Genomic DNA, 16,602 nt, shown 5'->3' with positions numbered 1-16,602 from the left:
AAGTGGAATAAGTGGAACTGGGAAATACAAAATGTGTTCACATTGTCGGGATCGGCGGGGCGGGGATGAGTGCTATCGCCGAATTGTTGCTGAAATCAGGCTTAACCGTTACCGGTTCGGACATTGCCGTCAATGAAGTGACGGAAAAACTCAAGGAAGAGGGTGCGACCGTTGCGAAGGGGCACAGTGAAAAAAATATCGGGGAGAGCGATGTCGTTGTATACTCTTCCGCCATATCGACTTGTGACAATGTGGAGATCGCCGCAGCACTGCGAAAAGGGGTTCCGGTGATCAAGAGAGATGAAATGCTCGGGGAACTGATGCGATATAAAAGTGGTATCTGTGTTGCAGGTACCCATGGCAAGACCACGACAACCGCGATGATCGCAACGATGCTCATCGAGGCTGGAGAAGCTCCGACGGTCATGATAGGAGGGATTTCGGATTACCTGAAAGGAAGCACCAGGGTTGGCGACGGTCGGTACATGGTGATAGAGGCTGACGAGTACGATCGTGCGTTTCTCAGATTAACCCCTTCCCTTGCCGTGATCAACAGTCTTGAGATCGAGCATACAGATACCTATGGAGGGATAGAGGAACTCAGGGAGGCTTTTATCGCTTTTGCCAACAAGGTACCGTTTTATGGGCGGGTGCTGTGCTGTGTTGACTGGCCGGAAGTACGCAACATCATTCCTCGGCTCGACAGGCGCTCGATCACTTACGGTATCGAGGAGTCTGCGGATTTTATGGCCCGGGATATAGAAGTCGACCGAAATAGAACCTTTTTTACGGTAGACCATCAAAAAAAGGAAATGGCGCGTTTCAATATCGCTGTTCCTGGGAGGCACAATGTGCATAATGCGTTGGCGGCAATTGCAACAGGCGTGGAGATGGGATTGCCGGTTGAACGCCTTGTTTCGGGTCTTGCTGCATTCAACGGGATGAGAAGACGATTTCAGATCAGGTATGGCAAGGAAGGAGGGCCGGTCATCATTGACGATTATGCGCATCATCCTTCCGAGGTCAAGGCAGCGGTTAAAGCGGCGAAAGCGGGGTGGCAGGATTATGAAGTTATCGCTGTGTTCCAGCCTCATCTTTTTTCCAGGACCAGGGACTTTTCGAACGAATATGGCTGGGCGCTTTCAAATGCCGATAGCGTTATTGTGACCGATGTGTTTGCGGCGCGTGAGAACCCTGATGACTTTCCCGGCATCGACGGGGCCCTGGTTGCAAAGGCTGCAACGGTTGCCGGTGCTCAAAAGGTGAAGTTTATACCGGGCAAGGAGGAACTCTGCTCCATCCTGGAAGGTTACTGTGTTGCAGGAAAACTCTTGCTTTGCATGGGGGCCGGGAGCATAACCAGAGTCGCGGTGGAGCTTGCCGGGAAATGTCAGCGCAGGAACCAGTAAGCCGGAAGTAAAACGTTTGAGCGTAATCTATTTTCTAAACAGATCAACAGTTATAGAGATGATCAGTACTGAAGAACTGCTGGATGCTATCAAGGGGCGGGTGCTGCTTGGTGAGTCCATGAAAGAGCATACGGCTCTGAAGGTCGGAGGATCGGCTGATTTTTATGTTGACCCTCTTGATAGAGATGATCTTTGCCGAGCGCTGTCGTTTTTTGAGGAGAGAAATCTTCCCTATACCCTCATCGGTAGAGGAACCAACCTTGTGGTGCATGATGACGGTATCAGGGGTGCTGTTATCGTGACGTCGAGAGCACTGGGAAATTACACGATCAAGAAAAATATTCTGACCTGCAGTGCTGGGGTTCCGCTTCCGGTGATCGCCGAAAAAACATTTTCTCTTTCTCTTGGCGGTCTTGAGATGTTACAGGGAATTCCCGGAACGATTGGAGGGGCTGTTGCGATGAATGCAGGAGCATATGGCCAGGAAATGTCGGGTGTTGTATCCTGGGTTGAAATATTCGAAAACGGTAAGCCTCGTGTTATTTCAGCAGAGGACATCCGGTTTGGCTATCGTTATAGCTCCCTCGGGGAGAGCGTCATTCTTGGTTCAGGTATGAAACTCGAGAAACTTTCCACTGCAGAACATGGTAGACGGAGTCAGCTGCGCAGAGAGGCGTTCGAGAAAAGGGCTCTTTCACAACCGTTGTCATGGCCCAATGCCGGAAGTGTTTTTCGTAATCCGAGGCCTGAAGAGAATCCTTCCGGTCTCAGTGCCGGTCAGATGATCGATGCCTGTGGACTCAAAGGGACCTGCAAAGGTGGCGCGATGATTTCACAAGAGCACGCCAACATTATTATCAATACCGGTGAAGCGGCTTCGGCTGATGTTATGGAGTTGATTTGCCTTGCAAAAGAACATGTTCGAAAGATGTTCGGGGTGTCTCTTGAACTGGAAGTAAAACTTCTCGGATACGAAAAGACCCTGTGTTGATGAAAGGATTTGTCTATGATGATGACCCCGGTACTCCTCCGGAAAAACACGATGAGCCGGCAGCCGGGTTGAATGACGGGACCGATTCTGGTCCGGCAGAGCCACGATGGCGCTTTATCGTGCCGGTGCTGCTTGTTCTTGTGGTAATGCTTGTGGGGCTCGGGATCTATGCTCAACATTGGCAAAGGAGTGTCTGGGTCAGAGATATTATTGTCAGCGGCAATCGCTTGCTGGATACCGGGGAGCTACGGGAAAAGGCGGCGGGTCTGCTCGGCAGAGATCTCGATGATGTTGATGATGCTGTTCTTACGAAGCGCTATGCCGAGCTGCCCTATATCCGGAGGGCCGGTATCACGAAAGAGATGAACGGAATCGTTCGGGTCACGGTTGAAGAACGTGTTCCCATGGTGAAGGTTGTGAATGGTGATAAAGTTCAGGTTATTGACACGGAAGGTTATATCTTGCCTTATCGTGACCTTCCCCCTTCTTCGTCGAGACTGCTTCAGGTCACCGGGATGAAAACAAGACACGTCAAGGGAACCCACTTGAAAAAAGCCGATGAAAAGCATTTTGCTGTTCTCAAAGAGATGGTCGAGGCTTTAAGAGCATCTGAATACGCGCGGTTATTGGTACGAGATGTGTGTCTGGAAGGGGAAAACGGTGCTTATTTTTCGGTAGCCGGTACCCCTACCCGTTTTATCGTCGGGAATGATGGAGACTACAAGGAAAAGTTGAAAAAATTCGAGATATTCTGGCAAAAGGTGGTTGAAAAAATGGGACTCGACGGTTATGAGAAGGTTGATTTGCGATTTGACAAAAGGGTTTTTGCGGTAGAGAGCGGCCGTGGAAGTTCGCAGAGGATATCGCCCTGATATCATCGTGTACAGGATGAAATAATGCAGAAAAGCAATATAGTCGTTGGGCTTGACATAGGGACAACAAAGGTCTGTGTTGTCGTTGCCGAAAAGGATGAAGTGGGAAAACTCAACATCCTCGGCAAGGGTCGTACCGATTCCGAAGGGCTCCAGCGGGCCACGGTCGTCAACATCAACAAAACGGTCGATGCCATCAAATCAGCGGTCGCAGATGCCGAGCGTGAATCCTCTATTCGTATAAAGGGGGTAAATGTCGGTATATCAGGAGCTCACGTTCATTGCATCAACAGTAATTCCGAGATAAGTGTCAATCAGTCCGGTGTCGTCAATGCTTCGGATGTGAAACGTTTCCTAGAAAAAGCAAAGACCAATATTCGCTATCTGGACATCGATCATGAGATTATCCATGTAATTCCCCAGGAGTTCATTGTCGATGATCAGGAGGGTGTGCTTGATCCGATCGGGATGGCCGGAACTACGATGCGCGGCAGTGCCTACATTGTTGTAGGGATGAAAACCAAGATCCGCAATATCAAGCAATGTGTTGAAAAAGCGGGTCTCGAAGTCAATGCCATGACGTTCGAACCGATAGCTTCGGGTCTTGCTGTTATGAAAAAGAGTGAGAAAAAAAGTGGTGTTGTCATTGTCGATATCGGAGGGGGGACAACAGAAGTCGCTATCTATATCGATGGAGCGATACGCTTTTCCGAAGTGATCAAAGTCGCAGCCAATGATGTAACGCATGACGTTGCATACGGTGTCAAGGCCCTCTACGAGGTTGCCGAAGAACTCAAGATCAAGCATGGTTTCGCTTATTCGAAGGAGCGAATTGAAGATGAGGAGATTCTTATAGACGGCATAGAGGGACGTCCCTGCAAATCTTTTATGAAGAGTTCACTGACTTTGATTATCGAGGCTCGCATGATGGAGATTTTCGAACTGATCAGAGAGGCTGTCAAACGTTCGGGATATTTTGAGTATTTAAATGCAGGGGCGGTCATTACCGGTGGCGGTAGTTTGATGCCCGGCACCGATACGCTTGCCTCGAATATACTGGGACTCGATGTGAGGACCGGTTTTCCCGAAGGGGTATCGGGTGGTATCAAAGGGGCAATCAACAATCCCATTTATGCTACGGTTATGGGGCTTGTTGCGTACTCTTTTGAAAACAGCGATTTTCAGGATAGCGATGTGATTGACTTGCGTGATGGTCAGACGGAACCCGTCGATGCCGAAGAGAGTCATCCGGAGGGAGAAACGGGGAGGAAAATAGTCGATCGCTTGAAAGACTGGTGGGAAAAGCTTTGAGAGGGTCCTTAAAAAGGAGGAATGTGATACATGGCGTTTGAACTGGATCCCGGTTTGTTTGAGCATGAGGAGGAACGGGGCGTGTCCATCAAGATCGTCGGGGTTGGCGGGTGCGGTGGAAATGCGGTTAACAACATGATCGATCGCAGGATTGTCGGTGTGGATTTTATTGCCTTCAATACCGACCGCCAGGCTCTGTTGAATTCCAAGGCTCCTACGAGGATTCAGATCGGCAAAAAAGCAACCAACGGACTCGGGGCAGGAGCTGACCCTGCGAAAGGGCGCCAGGCTGCGGAAGATGACCGTGAACTGATCGCCGACCAGCTTCGGGGTGCGGACCTTGTTTTTATCGCTGCGGGAATGGGAAAAGGCACAGGGACCGGTGCTGCTCCGGTTATTGCTTCCATAGCAAGAAACATGGGGATTCTTACCATCGGGGTTGTCACCCGCCCGTTCAGTTTTGAAGGGAGGATCAAAGCTGAAATAGCCGATGGTGGTATTGCCGAACTGCGAAAATATATCGATACGCTCATCGTTATCGAGAACGAGAAGATTCTTAGTATCGCTGAAGAGGGAATCAGTGCTACCGAGGCCTTCAATATGGCCAATGACGTGCTTTACCGGGCGGCGAAAGGAATTGCGGATATCATTACCAGTCATGGTCATGTCAATGTCGATTTCGCCGATGTGCGGAGCATCATGTTCGGTGCAGGAGATGCCGTGATGGGATCGGCGTCGGCCTCCGGCGAAAGGCGGGCGCTCAAGGCTTCTGCCGATGCTATTGCAAGCCCTCTTTTGGAAGGTGTCGCTCTCAAAGGGGCAAAAGGGGTGCTGGTCAATATGACCGGTGATGTTACCATGCGGGACATGTCCGATGCCATGAGCTATCTCGAGGAGCAGGTGGGAAGGTCGGCTAAAATAATAAACGGCTATGTTGAAAACCCAGAAGCTTCGGGAGAAATAAGGGTAACGGTTATCGTTACAGGCTTCAGTCGTGATCAGGAAGACCCGCCGGAGGAAAAGTTTTCCGAAAACATATACATGGTCGATGCACTGACATCCAGAGGCAAGTTTTCTCCGCCGATGTCCCGTCAGGTCGCGCAGGGGCATGATCTAACGCCTGATGATCTTCGAATTCCCGCCTACATTCGCAGAAAAATAGCTATTCACGATCCGATGGAAGTCGGGTCTCCTACCAAAGAGGGGGGGGCAAAAGCCGAAGAGAGTTCTGATGATATGATTCGCAAGGGAGAGTCCAACATGCCCGCTTATTTGCGGCGGCGCAAGCAATAACCTGCGGATCATCGTGCCTTCGGGAAAAAGGCCTGAACCAGTTGGAAATCTTTCCATAATTGTAACGTAAAAAGGCCGGCCGATGGCAATTCTTTTTCAACGACAGATTATCTTCAGGGCGGATACCGGCTGTTGGTACCTTTCTTTTTTCTTATCAAGTTTATCGTTGATGGATGCAAGAAAACATTGAACGATCGGGACAATCAAGAAACAGGCCTTCGTTCAGAACGTTTCTGTTTACGGCATCTTCTTACCGCAAACTCGCAGGTATGTCGGCATGGCTGCTGCACCGGTTTACAGGTCTCGCGCTTGTAGCCTATCTTGTTTTGCACATCATTGGATTGCGTTCCCTTGCCGATCCTGTTGCGTTTGAAGCATATGTAACAACATATCGAAACCCCCTGTTCAAGATGGCCGAGGTTATGTTGCTCGGGTCGGTTGCATTTCATGCGTTCAACGGGTTGAGAATAATGATACAGGATGCGTTCTACCGTTCCGAACGACAGCGACAGTTGTTCTATGGTGTTCTGGTGTTGACGTTTGCCGTAACACTTGTCGGGGGACTGTCGATTATTTTTCCATACTTCATAGCCCCAATGCTTCCATGAGCAGCCAGAATGAGAATCAAGAGACCAGCACACCGGTCCGGTTCAAGGCTTTCGGATGGTTGATGCAGCGTATAACGGGTGTTGGCCTTTTGTTGTTTCTTGGCCTGCATTTCTGGTTACAGCATATGCCCAACGGTTTTCTCGCGACAGCCGAAGAATATAATAGTATACTCAGAGAGCTCGGGTCCACCGGGCAGGAGTTCGCCGATGCGTTTGCAAAGGGCGCGCTGAAAGAGGCGTTGCCGGGAGAACATGTCATTACGTACAGTAAAGTTCTCGAGAGGTTACAAGCGCCGTTATGGAAAATGATCGATATCATGCTGTTGTTTTTGGCGTTGTCACATGGTATGCTGGGGGTCAGCAGGGCTCTTGGAGACTATGTGCATAACGAGCGTATAAGGAAGATCGCTGTAGCAATGGGTTGGACGGTAAGCGTGTTGCTTGCTTGGCAGGGCACTATGGCGGTTATGTCTGTTGGAATGAATTAGGATAATCGGATTATGCAGGTTGTTTACCATGATGTGATCATTGTCGGTTCCGGTCTCGCAGGGCTCAGGGCAGCGGTTGAAGTTGCCGGAAAACACGATGTTGCCGTTCTGTCGAAGCTTCATCCTCTACGGTCACACTCCGGAGCGGCCCAGGGAGGGATATCGGCGGCACTTGGCAATGCCGAGAAAGATTCTCCTGAATGGCATGCTTATGACACCATCAAGGGTTCGGATTATCTGGCAGATCAGTATGCCGTGGAGGTTATGTGTAACGATGCCCCTCGTGCGATTATCGAACTTGAACATCTCGGTGTACCTTTTTCACGCTTTGAAGACGGCCGCATAGCACAACGTCCTTTCGGAGGACACACCAGCAACTTCGGGAAGGCTCCGGTTCGCAGAACATGCTATGCTGCTGACAGGACTGGTCATGTTTGTCTTCATACGCTTTATGAACAGTCATTGAGAAAAGGCGTCAGCTTTTATGACGAATATCAGGTGCTGGATCTGTGTATGGCCGAAGGAGCCGTGAACGGAATTGTCGCCATCGAGATCAAAACCGGGCAGCTCATGCTTTTTCATGCCCGGGCTGTGATGTTCGCTACCGGTGGTTATGGAAAAGCCTGGAGGACCACGTCCAACGCTTTTGCCAATACCGGGGACGGACTGGGCATAGCATTGAACAACGGGATGCCTCTGGAGGACATGGAGTTTGTGCAGTTTCATCCTACCGGTCTTTATCGGCTTGGCATACTGATTACCGAAGCTGCAAGAGGAGAGGGGGGGATCCTGCGAAACGGACAGGGCGAACGGTTTATGGAGCGTTATGCGCCGAGCATCAAGGATCTTGCACCACGTGATATTGTAAGCAGGAGCATCTATGAGGAGATCAGGCAGGGCCGGGGTGCAGGGCCGATGAAAGATCACGTTCTGCTTGATTTGACGGGGCTGTCAAAAGAGAAAATCGTTGAAAAGCTGCCTGAAATCGAGTCGTTTGCGAAGATTTACCTTGGCGTGGATCCTGCAGAAAAGCCTATTCCGGTACAGCCGACCTGTCATTATGCAATGGGAGGAATACCTACGGATGCAAATGGCAGGGTGAGCGGAGATGCAGAAGGACGTGAAGTCCCGGGGTTCTGGGCGGCAGGTGAGGTCGCTTGTGTTTCGGTGCATGGCGCAAATCGTCTTGGCTCCAATTCCTTGCTGGATCTTATTGTTTTCGGTAGACGAGCAGGTAAAGATATCAACCGGTACCTCGACAGGATCTGTCTCACTCCGATTCCTCTGGATACAGGGGCTGCCGCCCGGATGAGTGAGAAAATTGCCGTCCTCAAAGGCAGGGACGGCGGTGAGGCGATTACTCCGATCAGAGCCGAACTGCAAAATGTGATGATGGAAAACGTGTCGGTGTTTCGTCATGAACAAGGGCTTTCGGAGGCGGTGGAAAAAATCACGGCACTTCAGAAAAGGGCTGAAGCGATAAGAGTTTTCGATCAGAGTGAAAAGTTCAATACGGAACTTCTCGAGGCTATCGAGTTGCAGCATATGGTTAACTATTCGAAAGCTGTTGCGGTATCGGCTCTTGAACGAAGGGAAACAAGAGGTGCTCATAGCAGGGATGATTATCAGTCGCGGGATGATGCGTCGTGGCTGAAGCATTCGATTTGTTTTCTTGAAGAGGGGGGGGCGATTACACATATGCAGAAAACTGTCGACCTTTCTCTTGCGTCGTCCCGTGCAGAGTTTGTTCCGAAAGAACGGAAGTATTGAACGAAAGGAGTTCGCAATGGGGTGTTTGTATATGGTTTACATGAAATCGGAAATAGAAATAAAAAAAGGAGTTGAATAATTTATGAAATACCGCACAATATCGGCGGCAGAGGCGGTTGCTGTCGTCGAGTCGGGAAACAGGGTTTTTCTGCAAACAGCTGCTGCGACACCGCAGAGGCTTATCGATGCTCTTGTTGACCGGGCGGATGAGTTGCGTAATGTTGAAATTGTAAGCCTTCATACAGAAGGCGATGCAGCGTATGTCCGCTCGGAGTATAGTGATAGCTTTAGGCTCAATGCCCTGTTTGTCGGTAGAAATGTACGATCTGCCGTTCAGGAAGGGTTGGCAGACGCTATACCTATTTTTTTAAGTGATGTACCGGCACTGTTTTATAGAAATGTCCTGCCTCTCGATGTTGCATTTGTTCATGTTTCCCCTCCGGACCGCCACGGATACTGTTCCCTTGGAGTATCGGTGGATGCGGCGCGGGCAGCGGTTCATACTGCAAAGACGGTTATTGCGCAGGTGAACCCGAATATGCCCCGGACACACGGTGAAGGATTGTTGCATATAAGCCATATTGACTCCATGGTTGATGTTGACGATCCTCTTCCTGAAGGCCCAAGGCATGAATTGACCGATATCGAACGAAAAATCGGACAGAACATAGCCTCCATAGTAGAAAACGGTGCAACTCTTCAGATGGGTATCGGTGCTATTCCCGATGCTACCCTTGCGGCCCTGATACATCACAGAGATTTAGGAATCCATACGGAAATGTTTTCCGATGGAGTTGTCGATCTTGTTGAAAAAGGGGTTGTCACAGGGAGGTACAAATCTACCCACAATGGAATCATCGTCGCCAGTTTTCTCTTAGGTACCCGCAGGCTCTATGATTTCGTCGATGACAATCCGCTTGTGGAGATGTTCGGTTCGGACTACGTAAACGATACCAAAGAGATCCGGAAAAACCCCAGGGTTACAGCGATCAACAGCGCCATTGAAATCGATATGACCGGGCAGGTTTGTGCCGATTCCATAGGACATCGGCATTTTTCAGGTGTCGGCGGACAGATGGACTTCATTCGTGGTGCGGCGCTTTCTCCCGATGGAAAACCCATCATAGCACTTCCTTCGGTTACCAAACGCGGTGAATCCCGGATTGTGCCTGTGCTCAAGGCGGGTGCGGGAGTTGTGACCACAAGGGCTCATGTGCAGTATGTCGTTACGGAATATGGAATTGTAAACCTTCACGGTAAAAATATGCGCCAGCGTGCTGAGGCACTTGCAAGTATCGCTCATCCGGATTTTCGTGAAGATATCTGCCGTACAGCCCATGACCTTTACGGCGGTTACAGGAAGGTTTGCCCATAGGAATGAGAAAAGCAGTTTCTGCAATAGCGGAAACTGCTTTTTCAATGATCTTTCGGTACTTTTTTAGGCGGGTTTAACCGCTTCGACATAGAGATGCTCGTAACGCCGCACCATACGAACGTCCGTGAACCCGATTTTTTCGAGGATAGGCTTGTAATTCGATTGCTCCTTGAAGCCGAGAACCGAAAACGGCATACCGATGCCCATGATATAGTGGCTGAGGTAGTCATAATTCGGATGCTCTTTTTCATCGACAATCATGTCGAGCACGAGTACCTTACCCCCAGCTTCGAGTGCGTTGAACGCCTTTGTACACATCATTTCGGTAAGCTGGTCATTTGCCGAATAGAGAATCCTGCAGAACATAACCGCGTCGGCTGAAGGGTATTCATCCCTGTAAATGTCTACGGCAGAACCTCTCAACCTGTCTCCAAGGCCTTTTTCTTCGGCATTTTCATCGACAAGCTCAATCGCTCCGGGAAGGTTCAGGATGGTGGTATTGAGCTGCGTATACTTTTTGCAAAGTGCCGCTGAAATATCCCCTATTCCACCTCCCACGTCGATAAGTTTTTCATTGGAGGCGAGGTTGGCTTCTTCAAGCAGCAGCTTGATGGCAAAATGGGCATTACGGCGGTGTATCTCTTCGAAATAAAGGTTTTCTTCTTTTGTTTTCGGGGGATAGGAGGTTTCTCCTTTGTAATCGAGTTTGCCTCGTACAGCTTCTGCCATGCTCATATAAAAGTTCTCGGCGGTATAAGCCATGGCTTTTGCGACGGGGGCCATGTAAAGGTTCGGGTGTTCCTCGTTGGGGGCGAACATGCTTTTTGCGAAATCGGTCAATTCCCACTTGCCGTTTTCCTGCACGGTGATTCCGATTTGACGAAGTGCTTCAAGCAGCATTCCAAGCCGTTGCGGTACGGCTCCGATAGCTTCTGAAAGGGTTTCAACATCTTTTGCTCCGTCAGCGAGATGAGTGAAAAGGTCGAGTTCAAGTGCAGCCTTGAAACAGCCGAATTCCACGAGCCCCTTGAAGAGTATTTCATTGGCCCGTTGATTACATTTCAGTAATTCATTGTCATTCATGTTCAGGTAAGGCTAAAAAGTTAAAAACCTAAGCTGGAAAGCGATATTCCCTCAGTCCCGGTGTTCTGCAAGTTCCGGCATTCGATCAACTTAGGAGTGATTAGAGTGGATTTCGATGTTTTCATGTAAACCTTAATTTACCCTAAAATGCTTTATGAAACAACTATAAGGAGTGCGGGCTGTTCCGTATACTTTCAGTATGGAGGCAGGCTAAACGTTAAAGACACCGCTCTTATACGGAGTGGCGTTCGCGCTTTGATTGTCTATGACGATGCATAACGTCCAGTGATTGGCGATCAGGCCGGGCGGCATGAAAAGAACGGTGCTGTAAAGGAGGGTTGATATGCTGTCAAGTCTTTCAAAACTGTCGGATGAACAGTTGCAGGAGGTCAGGGCTTTGGAAAAAAGTATCGGAAAGACACTGTTATCCTACTCGAGTTACAATGTCGTTGCCGACGATCTTACAGAGCAGGAATTGCTGCAGGTGAGAGCGTTGGAAAAAAAGCTTGGTACAGCACTTATCGTCGTCAGGGAGTCTGGTTCGGAGAGTTGATGCCGATAAGGGTTATCATTCGCCCGGTTTTTCCTTTTTCCTTACGGTAAGAGAAAAAATCGCTGTTGTTCCTGGCCGTACAGAACGGTGAAACTTCGATCGATGTGTCGGGTATTCCTGCATCGAGCAACTGATCGACGTTGGTTGCCGCAAGATCGAGCATGAAGCGACCGTTGGGTGACAGGTGGAGGTACTTGTGGTCGAAATGATCGGCTACATCCTTTCCTATCTCATATTCGTTTACGGATATGCCTGTGCCTATCCAGGCAAGGCAGGAAGGCGGCGAAGTGCCGAAGTGTTCCTTCATCGCCTCGATTGTCCTGCCGGCAATGTTTGCTGCCGTTCCTTTCCAGCCTGCATGTGCGGCACCTGCCGCTCCATGTTCATGGTCATAAATGAGTACAGGGAAGCAGTCTGCTGTGAGTATGCAAAGAAAAATATTTTCCCGGTCGGTTATAAAGGCATCGTATCCTGTATGATGTCCCCCTTCAAAAGCACGAAGAATCCGGGTTCCGTGTACCTGGTCAGCAATGACCAGTGATGAGGGATCGATGCTCAGATGGTTGCAGAGTATCGTTCGGTTCTTCACAATGTTTGCCGGGTTGTCGGAAGTGTTGTGCCCGAGATTGAGCGTTGTGAAAGGGGCCGGGCTCACACCGCCGTGGCGGGTTGTTTGCAGGGCGTAGAGTCCTGGGATTTGCGAAAAGAGTTCAGGTTGTATAAACAGCTTGTTCATCAGACTTCCATGGCATGGTGTTCGGGGGTGGTCTGCCGGTTTTGTATGATATGGTGCAACAATCGTTCAATTTAGGTGAAAGTGTTATCTTTGGCAAAGAGAACACGAGATGTTGAACATAAACCAAAATTTGTAGCGTGAGAATACTTGTAATCGGCGGGGCGGGCTATATCGGCAGCCATGTGGCCAGGGAGTTTCTCGATAGAGGGTACAACGTAACCGTTCTGGATAACCTTTCTTCGGGAACACGTCGTAACCTCTTTGAAGAAGCGGCGTTTCAGTACGGGGATATAATGCAGCCGTTACAACTTCGTGAAATTATGGCTGACGGTTATGACGGATGTGTACATCTTGCCGCATTGAAAGCGGCAGGTGAGTCCATGATCAAGCCGGAAGCCTATGCCAGGATGAATATAGCAGGTACGATAAACATCTTGAATGCAGCACTTTCAGCCGGGATACCGAATATGATTTTTTCGTCCTCAGCAGCCATATTCGGTTCACCCAGATATTTGCCGATCGATGAAGAGCACTCGAAAAACCCTGAAAACTTCTACGGATTCACCAAACTCGAGATTGAACGAATGATGGAGTGGTACGATCGTTTGAAAGGGTTGAAGTATGCCTCGATCCGTTATTTCAACGCAGCCGGGTATGATGTGCAGGGGCGAATACAAGGCCTGGAAATGAAGCCGGAAAATCTGTTGCCGATTGTAATGGAAACGGCAGCCGGCGTGCGCGAAGGGATGAAAGTATTCGGGGATGATTACCCGACCAGAGATGGAACATGCATCCGTGATTATGTACATGTGAGTGATCTTGCAGCAGCTCATGTGACGGCATTCGAGTACCTTGTTGAAAAGAAAGAGAGTCTGGCAGTGAACCTGGGCAGCGAAACCGGAGTGACGGTGCAGGAGATGATTCAGCGAGCACGTGAGATTACCCGACAAAACATTCCGGCAGTAGTGTCGGGCAGAAGGCCGGGTGACCCGGCAGAGCTTGTTGCGTCATCGAAAAAAGCAAGAAAGTTGCTGGAATGGCAACCCCGTTACAGCGATCTCGATACCCTGATCGATTCAACATGGCAGGTGTATCGTAGTAATTTCAGTGTAACCTGATCTTTTTCCATGGGAGTTCACCGCAAGAAAAAAACTGTTTATACGCTCAGTCTTATCCCTGTCGGCGGCAGATCGAAGCCTGTAACGTTGTTAAAAGGTGTTCCGGCAACCTTTGTTATCGTCTTCTTGCTTGTGCTAGGGCTGCTGGTTTCCTTGGCGGGGTTGGTTTTTTTCGCTACCCCCTTGCATACCGTGGTTCCAGGCTCGGCGCTGCCGGCCCATCAGAAGGAGCTTGTCGCTCTCCAGGCAAAGCGAGTGGACAGCCTTATCGTTGAAATCGAGAACATGCAGGCATTCACTCAAAAGGTGGAAGGGATCATGTTTCAGGAAAAAGCGATGGTACAGGATGAAGCGTCGTTTGGCGGGGGAGCCGGCCGAAGGGTTTACGATGCGGGTATCATCCCTCCACCTTTTTCTGACGGGGCGGTTACTCCCGGAAAATTCACCGGAAGGCTGGTTACGGGTTCGATATCACAGCGCTTCAAGCCGAAGAAGAGCCACTACGGGGTTGATATTGCGACTGCCCGAAACGAGCCTGTAGGGGCAGTTACCGACGGTACAGTGATTTTTTCTGACTGGACAGGCACATTCGGGTATACAATAATCGTCGATCATGGTGAATACATGACTTTTTACAAGCATTGCAGTCAGCTTTTCAAAAAAGGAGGCGAGCAGGTAAAGCTTGGAGAAGTCATTGCACTTGCAGGTGATACCGGACAGGAATCATCGGGCGTTCATCTGCACTTTGAAGTTTGGAGGAACGGTATTCCCGTTGACCCGGAAGCCTATCTGAATTTTTCAATGTAAACAGGTGTAAAACATGTTCAGTAAAAAAGGAAAAAAACGCAGATCCGGTTCGGCCGGAGGCTTGACTCTTTTGATGGAGGGTACTTCAGTTCAAGGCGAACTTGTGGCTGATGGTGACATCAGGGTTGACGGGAACGTGTCCGGCCAGGTTACCTGCAGATCAACACTGATCATCGGTAGCGAAGGGGTCGTAGAGGGTGAAATAAGCGCCGAGAACATGAGAGTTGCAGGAAAGTTCAGAGGAAATGCCGATATCTCCGGAGAGCTCCGGCTTGAAGCCACCGCTGCAATTGACGGAGATCTGAGGGTTACTGCTCTCGACGTTGAGGACGGGGCTAAACTGAACGGAAGAGTTTTCATGAAACAGGATGAAGGGTTCAAGGAGCAGTTGCTGGAAAGAGAGTCTGAGCCACAGCTTTCAGAGGTGAAAAGCATATGAGGTCCGGAGACAAAGAAAAATTTTCAGATTATTTCGGAAGATCTGTCCGGGCCTTGTCCGATTATCTCGGAATTGGCTTTCAGATTGCCATCAGTTTTGCTTTTTTTGTTCTCGGAGGTTATTGGGTGGATGAGCAGTTGGGTACGTCTCCCCTGTTTCTGCTTATCGGCGTCGGGGCAGGATTGACGGGGATGATACTGCTTCTGATAAAAGTTGTTAAAAACGCGAACCGGAAAGGTCGGTAACATGGTAAACTTCAATTCTTTTGCATCTTATGAAACCGCTGTTTGATTTTCTGATAAAGATCCTTATCTTGTCCGTCATTTTATGGGGGGTGATATTCTGGAGCGCCACCGAGTATAACATCGACCTCGGCTCTGTTTTTGTTGCCTGGATATTGATCGCTGCCAATTCTCTTATCGGTTACCTGCTGTTTGAGCTAGCTTATGACAAATCTCAAGCCGAGTATACCAAGGTTGTTTTCGGAGGGTTGGTATTAAGGTTATTGGTGCTGATGGTGCTTCTTGCTGTTATCATCCTGCAAAGTCTTGTTGTGATCAATGACTTCGTTGTGTCGTTTTTCGCTTTTTACTGTATTTACGTGATTGTTGAAATTCTCGGATATCAAAAGAAGAACAAACAGAAAAAAAGAGTCGCATGAAACGGTTTAACGCTTTACAGTCCGGTGAGCTTGTCAGGGTTGTTGTGATGCTGATTATGTCATTGCTTTTTGGCTTCGGTGCATCGGCATATGCATCTTCAGCAGAAGAACATAGTGAGGCTGTGGCGCATGAGGAGGCTGCGGTTCATGCTGATGCAGCTCATGGCGAAGCCGGTCATGGTGAAGAGGAGCATGGTAGTGCTGGAGATGTGATCATGCATCACATTCTCGACAGCAATCTCATGGAGTTCGACCCGTTCGGTAAATTCGCTCTTCCGAAAATAGTTATAGGTGGTTTTGACATATCCATCACTCGTCACGTTGTTTTTATGTGGCTGGCCGCTGCTATTCTGCTGCTTGTTTTCGGTTACGTCGGTAATCAATATAAATCGGTCAACAGCCGCAAGGCTCCGGGTGGTCTTACCAATGCCATGGAGGCTCTTGTCGAATTTATCCGGCTCGATGTCGCAAAATCGAATATTGGCGAGGGGTACGAAAAGCACATGCCGTATCTGTTGACGGTGTTTGTTTTCATTCTTGTACTGAATCTGCTCGGTCTTGTTCCGTACGGTGCGACGGCGACAGGTAACGTCAATGTTACGTTGACGCTCGCTGTCTTTACCTTTTTTATCACCCAGGTTTCCGCACTCAAAGCACACGGCATCAAAGGTTACCTTGCGCATCTGACGGCAGGTACGCATTGGGCTCTCTGGATAATCATGATTCCAATCGAGGTCATCGGTCTGTTCACCAAGCCGTTTGCATTGACCATCCGACTTTTTGCGAATATGACGGCCGGACACATCATCATCCTCAGTTTGATTTTCATCAGCTTTATTCTTAAGAGCTATATCGTTGCGGTGCTCGTGTCGGTACCATTTGCGATTTTCATCTATTTGCTTGAAATCTTTGTTTCTTTCCTTCAGGCATTTATTTTCACGATGCTTTCCGCGCTCTTTATAGGGCTTGCTTCATCACATGAAAGTCATGACGCTGAGGCTGCGCATTGATCGGAAAGAGATAGTTCTTATTACCAGTTATATTTTGTACTTTTGTCAGGGTTTTAAACCGTTTTTTCAGTAGATCTC

Annotated in this window: 18 protein-coding genes; 16 read left to right on the top strand and 2 right to left on the bottom strand. The window is 49.2% G+C overall.

What is annotated here, in order from left to right; all coding sequences use genetic code 11:
- Positions 1-11 precede the first annotated feature (11 nt).
- The 9 genes from murC (at position 12) to CR164_RS10930 (ending at position 10,117) form a co-directional block, all read left to right on the top strand.
- The gene (gene murC / locus CR164_RS10970) at positions 12-1,409 is read left to right on the top strand and encodes a UDP-N-acetylmuramate--L-alanine ligase (protein WP_110024043.1); all 1,398 of its coding nucleotides are present in this window, start codon (positions 12-14) and stop codon (positions 1,407-1,409) included.
- A 58-nt stretch (positions 1,410-1,467) separates the two neighbouring features.
- Complete coding sequence (murB, locus tag CR164_RS10965; RefSeq protein WP_110024042.1) at positions 1,468-2,400, top strand: UDP-N-acetylmuramate dehydrogenase; 933 nt, start codon at positions 1,468-1,470, stop codon at positions 2,398-2,400.
- On the top strand, positions 2,400-3,272 hold the full coding sequence (locus tag CR164_RS10960; RefSeq protein ID WP_110024041.1) for a cell division protein FtsQ/DivIB: 873 nt from the start codon (positions 2,400-2,402) through the stop codon (positions 3,270-3,272). Before murB ends, CR164_RS10960 begins: the two co-directional genes overlap by 1 nt.
- A gap of 24 nt (positions 3,273-3,296) precedes the next feature.
- Entirely contained in the window at positions 3,297-4,583 is a 1,287-nt protein-coding gene (gene ftsA / locus CR164_RS10955) for a cell division protein FtsA (RefSeq protein WP_110024040.1), read from the top strand.
- 30 nt (positions 4,584-4,613) lie between these two features.
- Entirely contained in the window at positions 4,614-5,876 is a 1,263-nt protein-coding gene (gene ftsZ, locus CR164_RS10950) for a cell division protein FtsZ (protein WP_110024039.1), read from the top strand.
- A gap of 173 nt (positions 5,877-6,049) precedes the next feature.
- Positions 6,050-6,484 (top strand): succinate dehydrogenase, cytochrome b556 subunit, encoded by a 435-nt coding sequence (gene sdhC / locus CR164_RS10945; protein ID WP_110024038.1) that lies wholly within the window; start codon positions 6,050-6,052, stop codon positions 6,482-6,484.
- Positions 6,481-6,972 carry a succinate dehydrogenase/fumarate reductase transmembrane subunit gene (locus tag CR164_RS10940; RefSeq protein WP_110024037.1) on the top strand — a complete coding sequence of 164 codons (492 nt, stop codon included), beginning with the start codon at positions 6,481-6,483 and terminating at the stop codon, positions 6,970-6,972. Before sdhC ends, CR164_RS10940 begins: the two co-directional genes overlap by 4 nt.
- A gap of 12 nt (positions 6,973-6,984) precedes the next feature.
- Positions 6,985-8,742 carry a succinate dehydrogenase flavoprotein subunit gene (sdhA, locus tag CR164_RS10935; RefSeq protein ID WP_110024036.1) on the top strand — a complete coding sequence of 586 codons (1,758 nt, stop codon included), beginning with the start codon at positions 6,985-6,987 and terminating at the stop codon, positions 8,740-8,742.
- A gap of 82 nt (positions 8,743-8,824) precedes the next feature.
- Positions 8,825-10,117 carry an acetyl-CoA hydrolase/transferase family protein gene (locus CR164_RS10930; RefSeq protein WP_110024035.1) on the top strand — a complete coding sequence of 431 codons (1,293 nt, stop codon included), beginning with the start codon at positions 8,825-8,827 and terminating at the stop codon, positions 10,115-10,117.
- Positions 10,118-10,180: 63 nt separating this feature from the next.
- On the opposite strand, the gene bchU is transcribed toward CR164_RS10930, so the two are convergent.
- On the bottom strand, positions 10,181-11,200 hold the full coding sequence (gene bchU / locus CR164_RS10925) for a bacteriochlorophyllide d C-20 methyltransferase BchU (protein ID WP_110024034.1): 1,020 nt from the start codon (positions 11,198-11,200) through the stop codon (positions 10,181-10,183).
- 343 nt (positions 11,201-11,543) lie between these two features.
- On the opposite strand from bchU, the gene CR164_RS10920 reads away from it, so the two are divergent.
- Positions 11,544-11,753, top strand: a complete 210-nt coding sequence (locus CR164_RS10920) for a hypothetical protein (protein WP_110024033.1) — start codon at positions 11,544-11,546, stop codon at positions 11,751-11,753.
- On the opposite strand, the gene pgeF is transcribed toward CR164_RS10920, so the two are convergent.
- Positions 11,728-12,489 (bottom strand): peptidoglycan editing factor PgeF, encoded by a 762-nt coding sequence (pgeF, locus tag CR164_RS10915; RefSeq protein ID WP_110024032.1) that lies wholly within the window; start codon positions 12,487-12,489, stop codon positions 11,728-11,730. The two genes, CR164_RS10920 and pgeF, sit on opposite strands and share 26 nt — an antisense overlap.
- Positions 12,490-12,626: 137 nt before the next feature.
- On the opposite strand from pgeF, the gene galE reads away from it, so the two are divergent.
- Genes galE through CR164_RS10885 form a run of 6 tightly spaced genes read left to right on the top strand, consistent with a single transcriptional unit; the run spans position 12,627 to position 16,524 of the window.
- On the top strand, positions 12,627-13,607 hold the full coding sequence (gene galE / locus CR164_RS10910; protein WP_110024031.1) for a UDP-glucose 4-epimerase GalE: 981 nt from the start codon (positions 12,627-12,629) through the stop codon (positions 13,605-13,607).
- 9 nt (positions 13,608-13,616) lie between these two features.
- Positions 13,617-14,414 (top strand): murein hydrolase activator EnvC family protein, encoded by a 798-nt coding sequence (locus tag CR164_RS10905; protein WP_110024030.1) that lies wholly within the window; start codon positions 13,617-13,619, stop codon positions 14,412-14,414.
- A gap of 13 nt (positions 14,415-14,427) precedes the next feature.
- Entirely contained in the window at positions 14,428-14,853 is a 426-nt protein-coding gene (locus CR164_RS10900) for a bactofilin family protein (RefSeq protein ID WP_110024029.1), read from the top strand.
- The gene (locus CR164_RS10895) at positions 14,850-15,098 is read left to right on the top strand and encodes an AtpZ/AtpI family protein (RefSeq protein ID WP_110024028.1); all 249 of its coding nucleotides are present in this window, start codon (positions 14,850-14,852) and stop codon (positions 15,096-15,098) included. Before CR164_RS10900 ends, CR164_RS10895 begins: the two co-directional genes overlap by 4 nt.
- Before the next feature lie 29 nt (positions 15,099-15,127).
- A complete protein-coding gene (locus CR164_RS10890; RefSeq protein WP_110024027.1) occupies positions 15,128-15,514 on the top strand; it encodes a hypothetical protein in 387 nt (128 codons plus the stop codon).
- Positions 15,511-16,524 carry a F0F1 ATP synthase subunit A gene (locus CR164_RS10885; RefSeq protein WP_110024026.1) on the top strand — a complete coding sequence of 338 codons (1,014 nt, stop codon included), beginning with the start codon at positions 15,511-15,513 and terminating at the stop codon, positions 16,522-16,524. The genes CR164_RS10890 and CR164_RS10885 overlap by 4 nt, the downstream gene beginning before the upstream one ends.
- Positions 16,525-16,602 lie beyond the last annotated feature (78 nt).

Origin of the sequence: Prosthecochloris marina (genome assembly GCF_003182595.1) — a bacterium.
Lineage (GTDB): Bacteria > Bacteroidota > Chlorobiia > Chlorobiales > Chlorobiaceae > Prosthecochloris > Prosthecochloris marina.
Note: the sequence above shows the minus strand (reverse complement) of the source record. Positions and strands in the feature narration are given on the sequence as shown.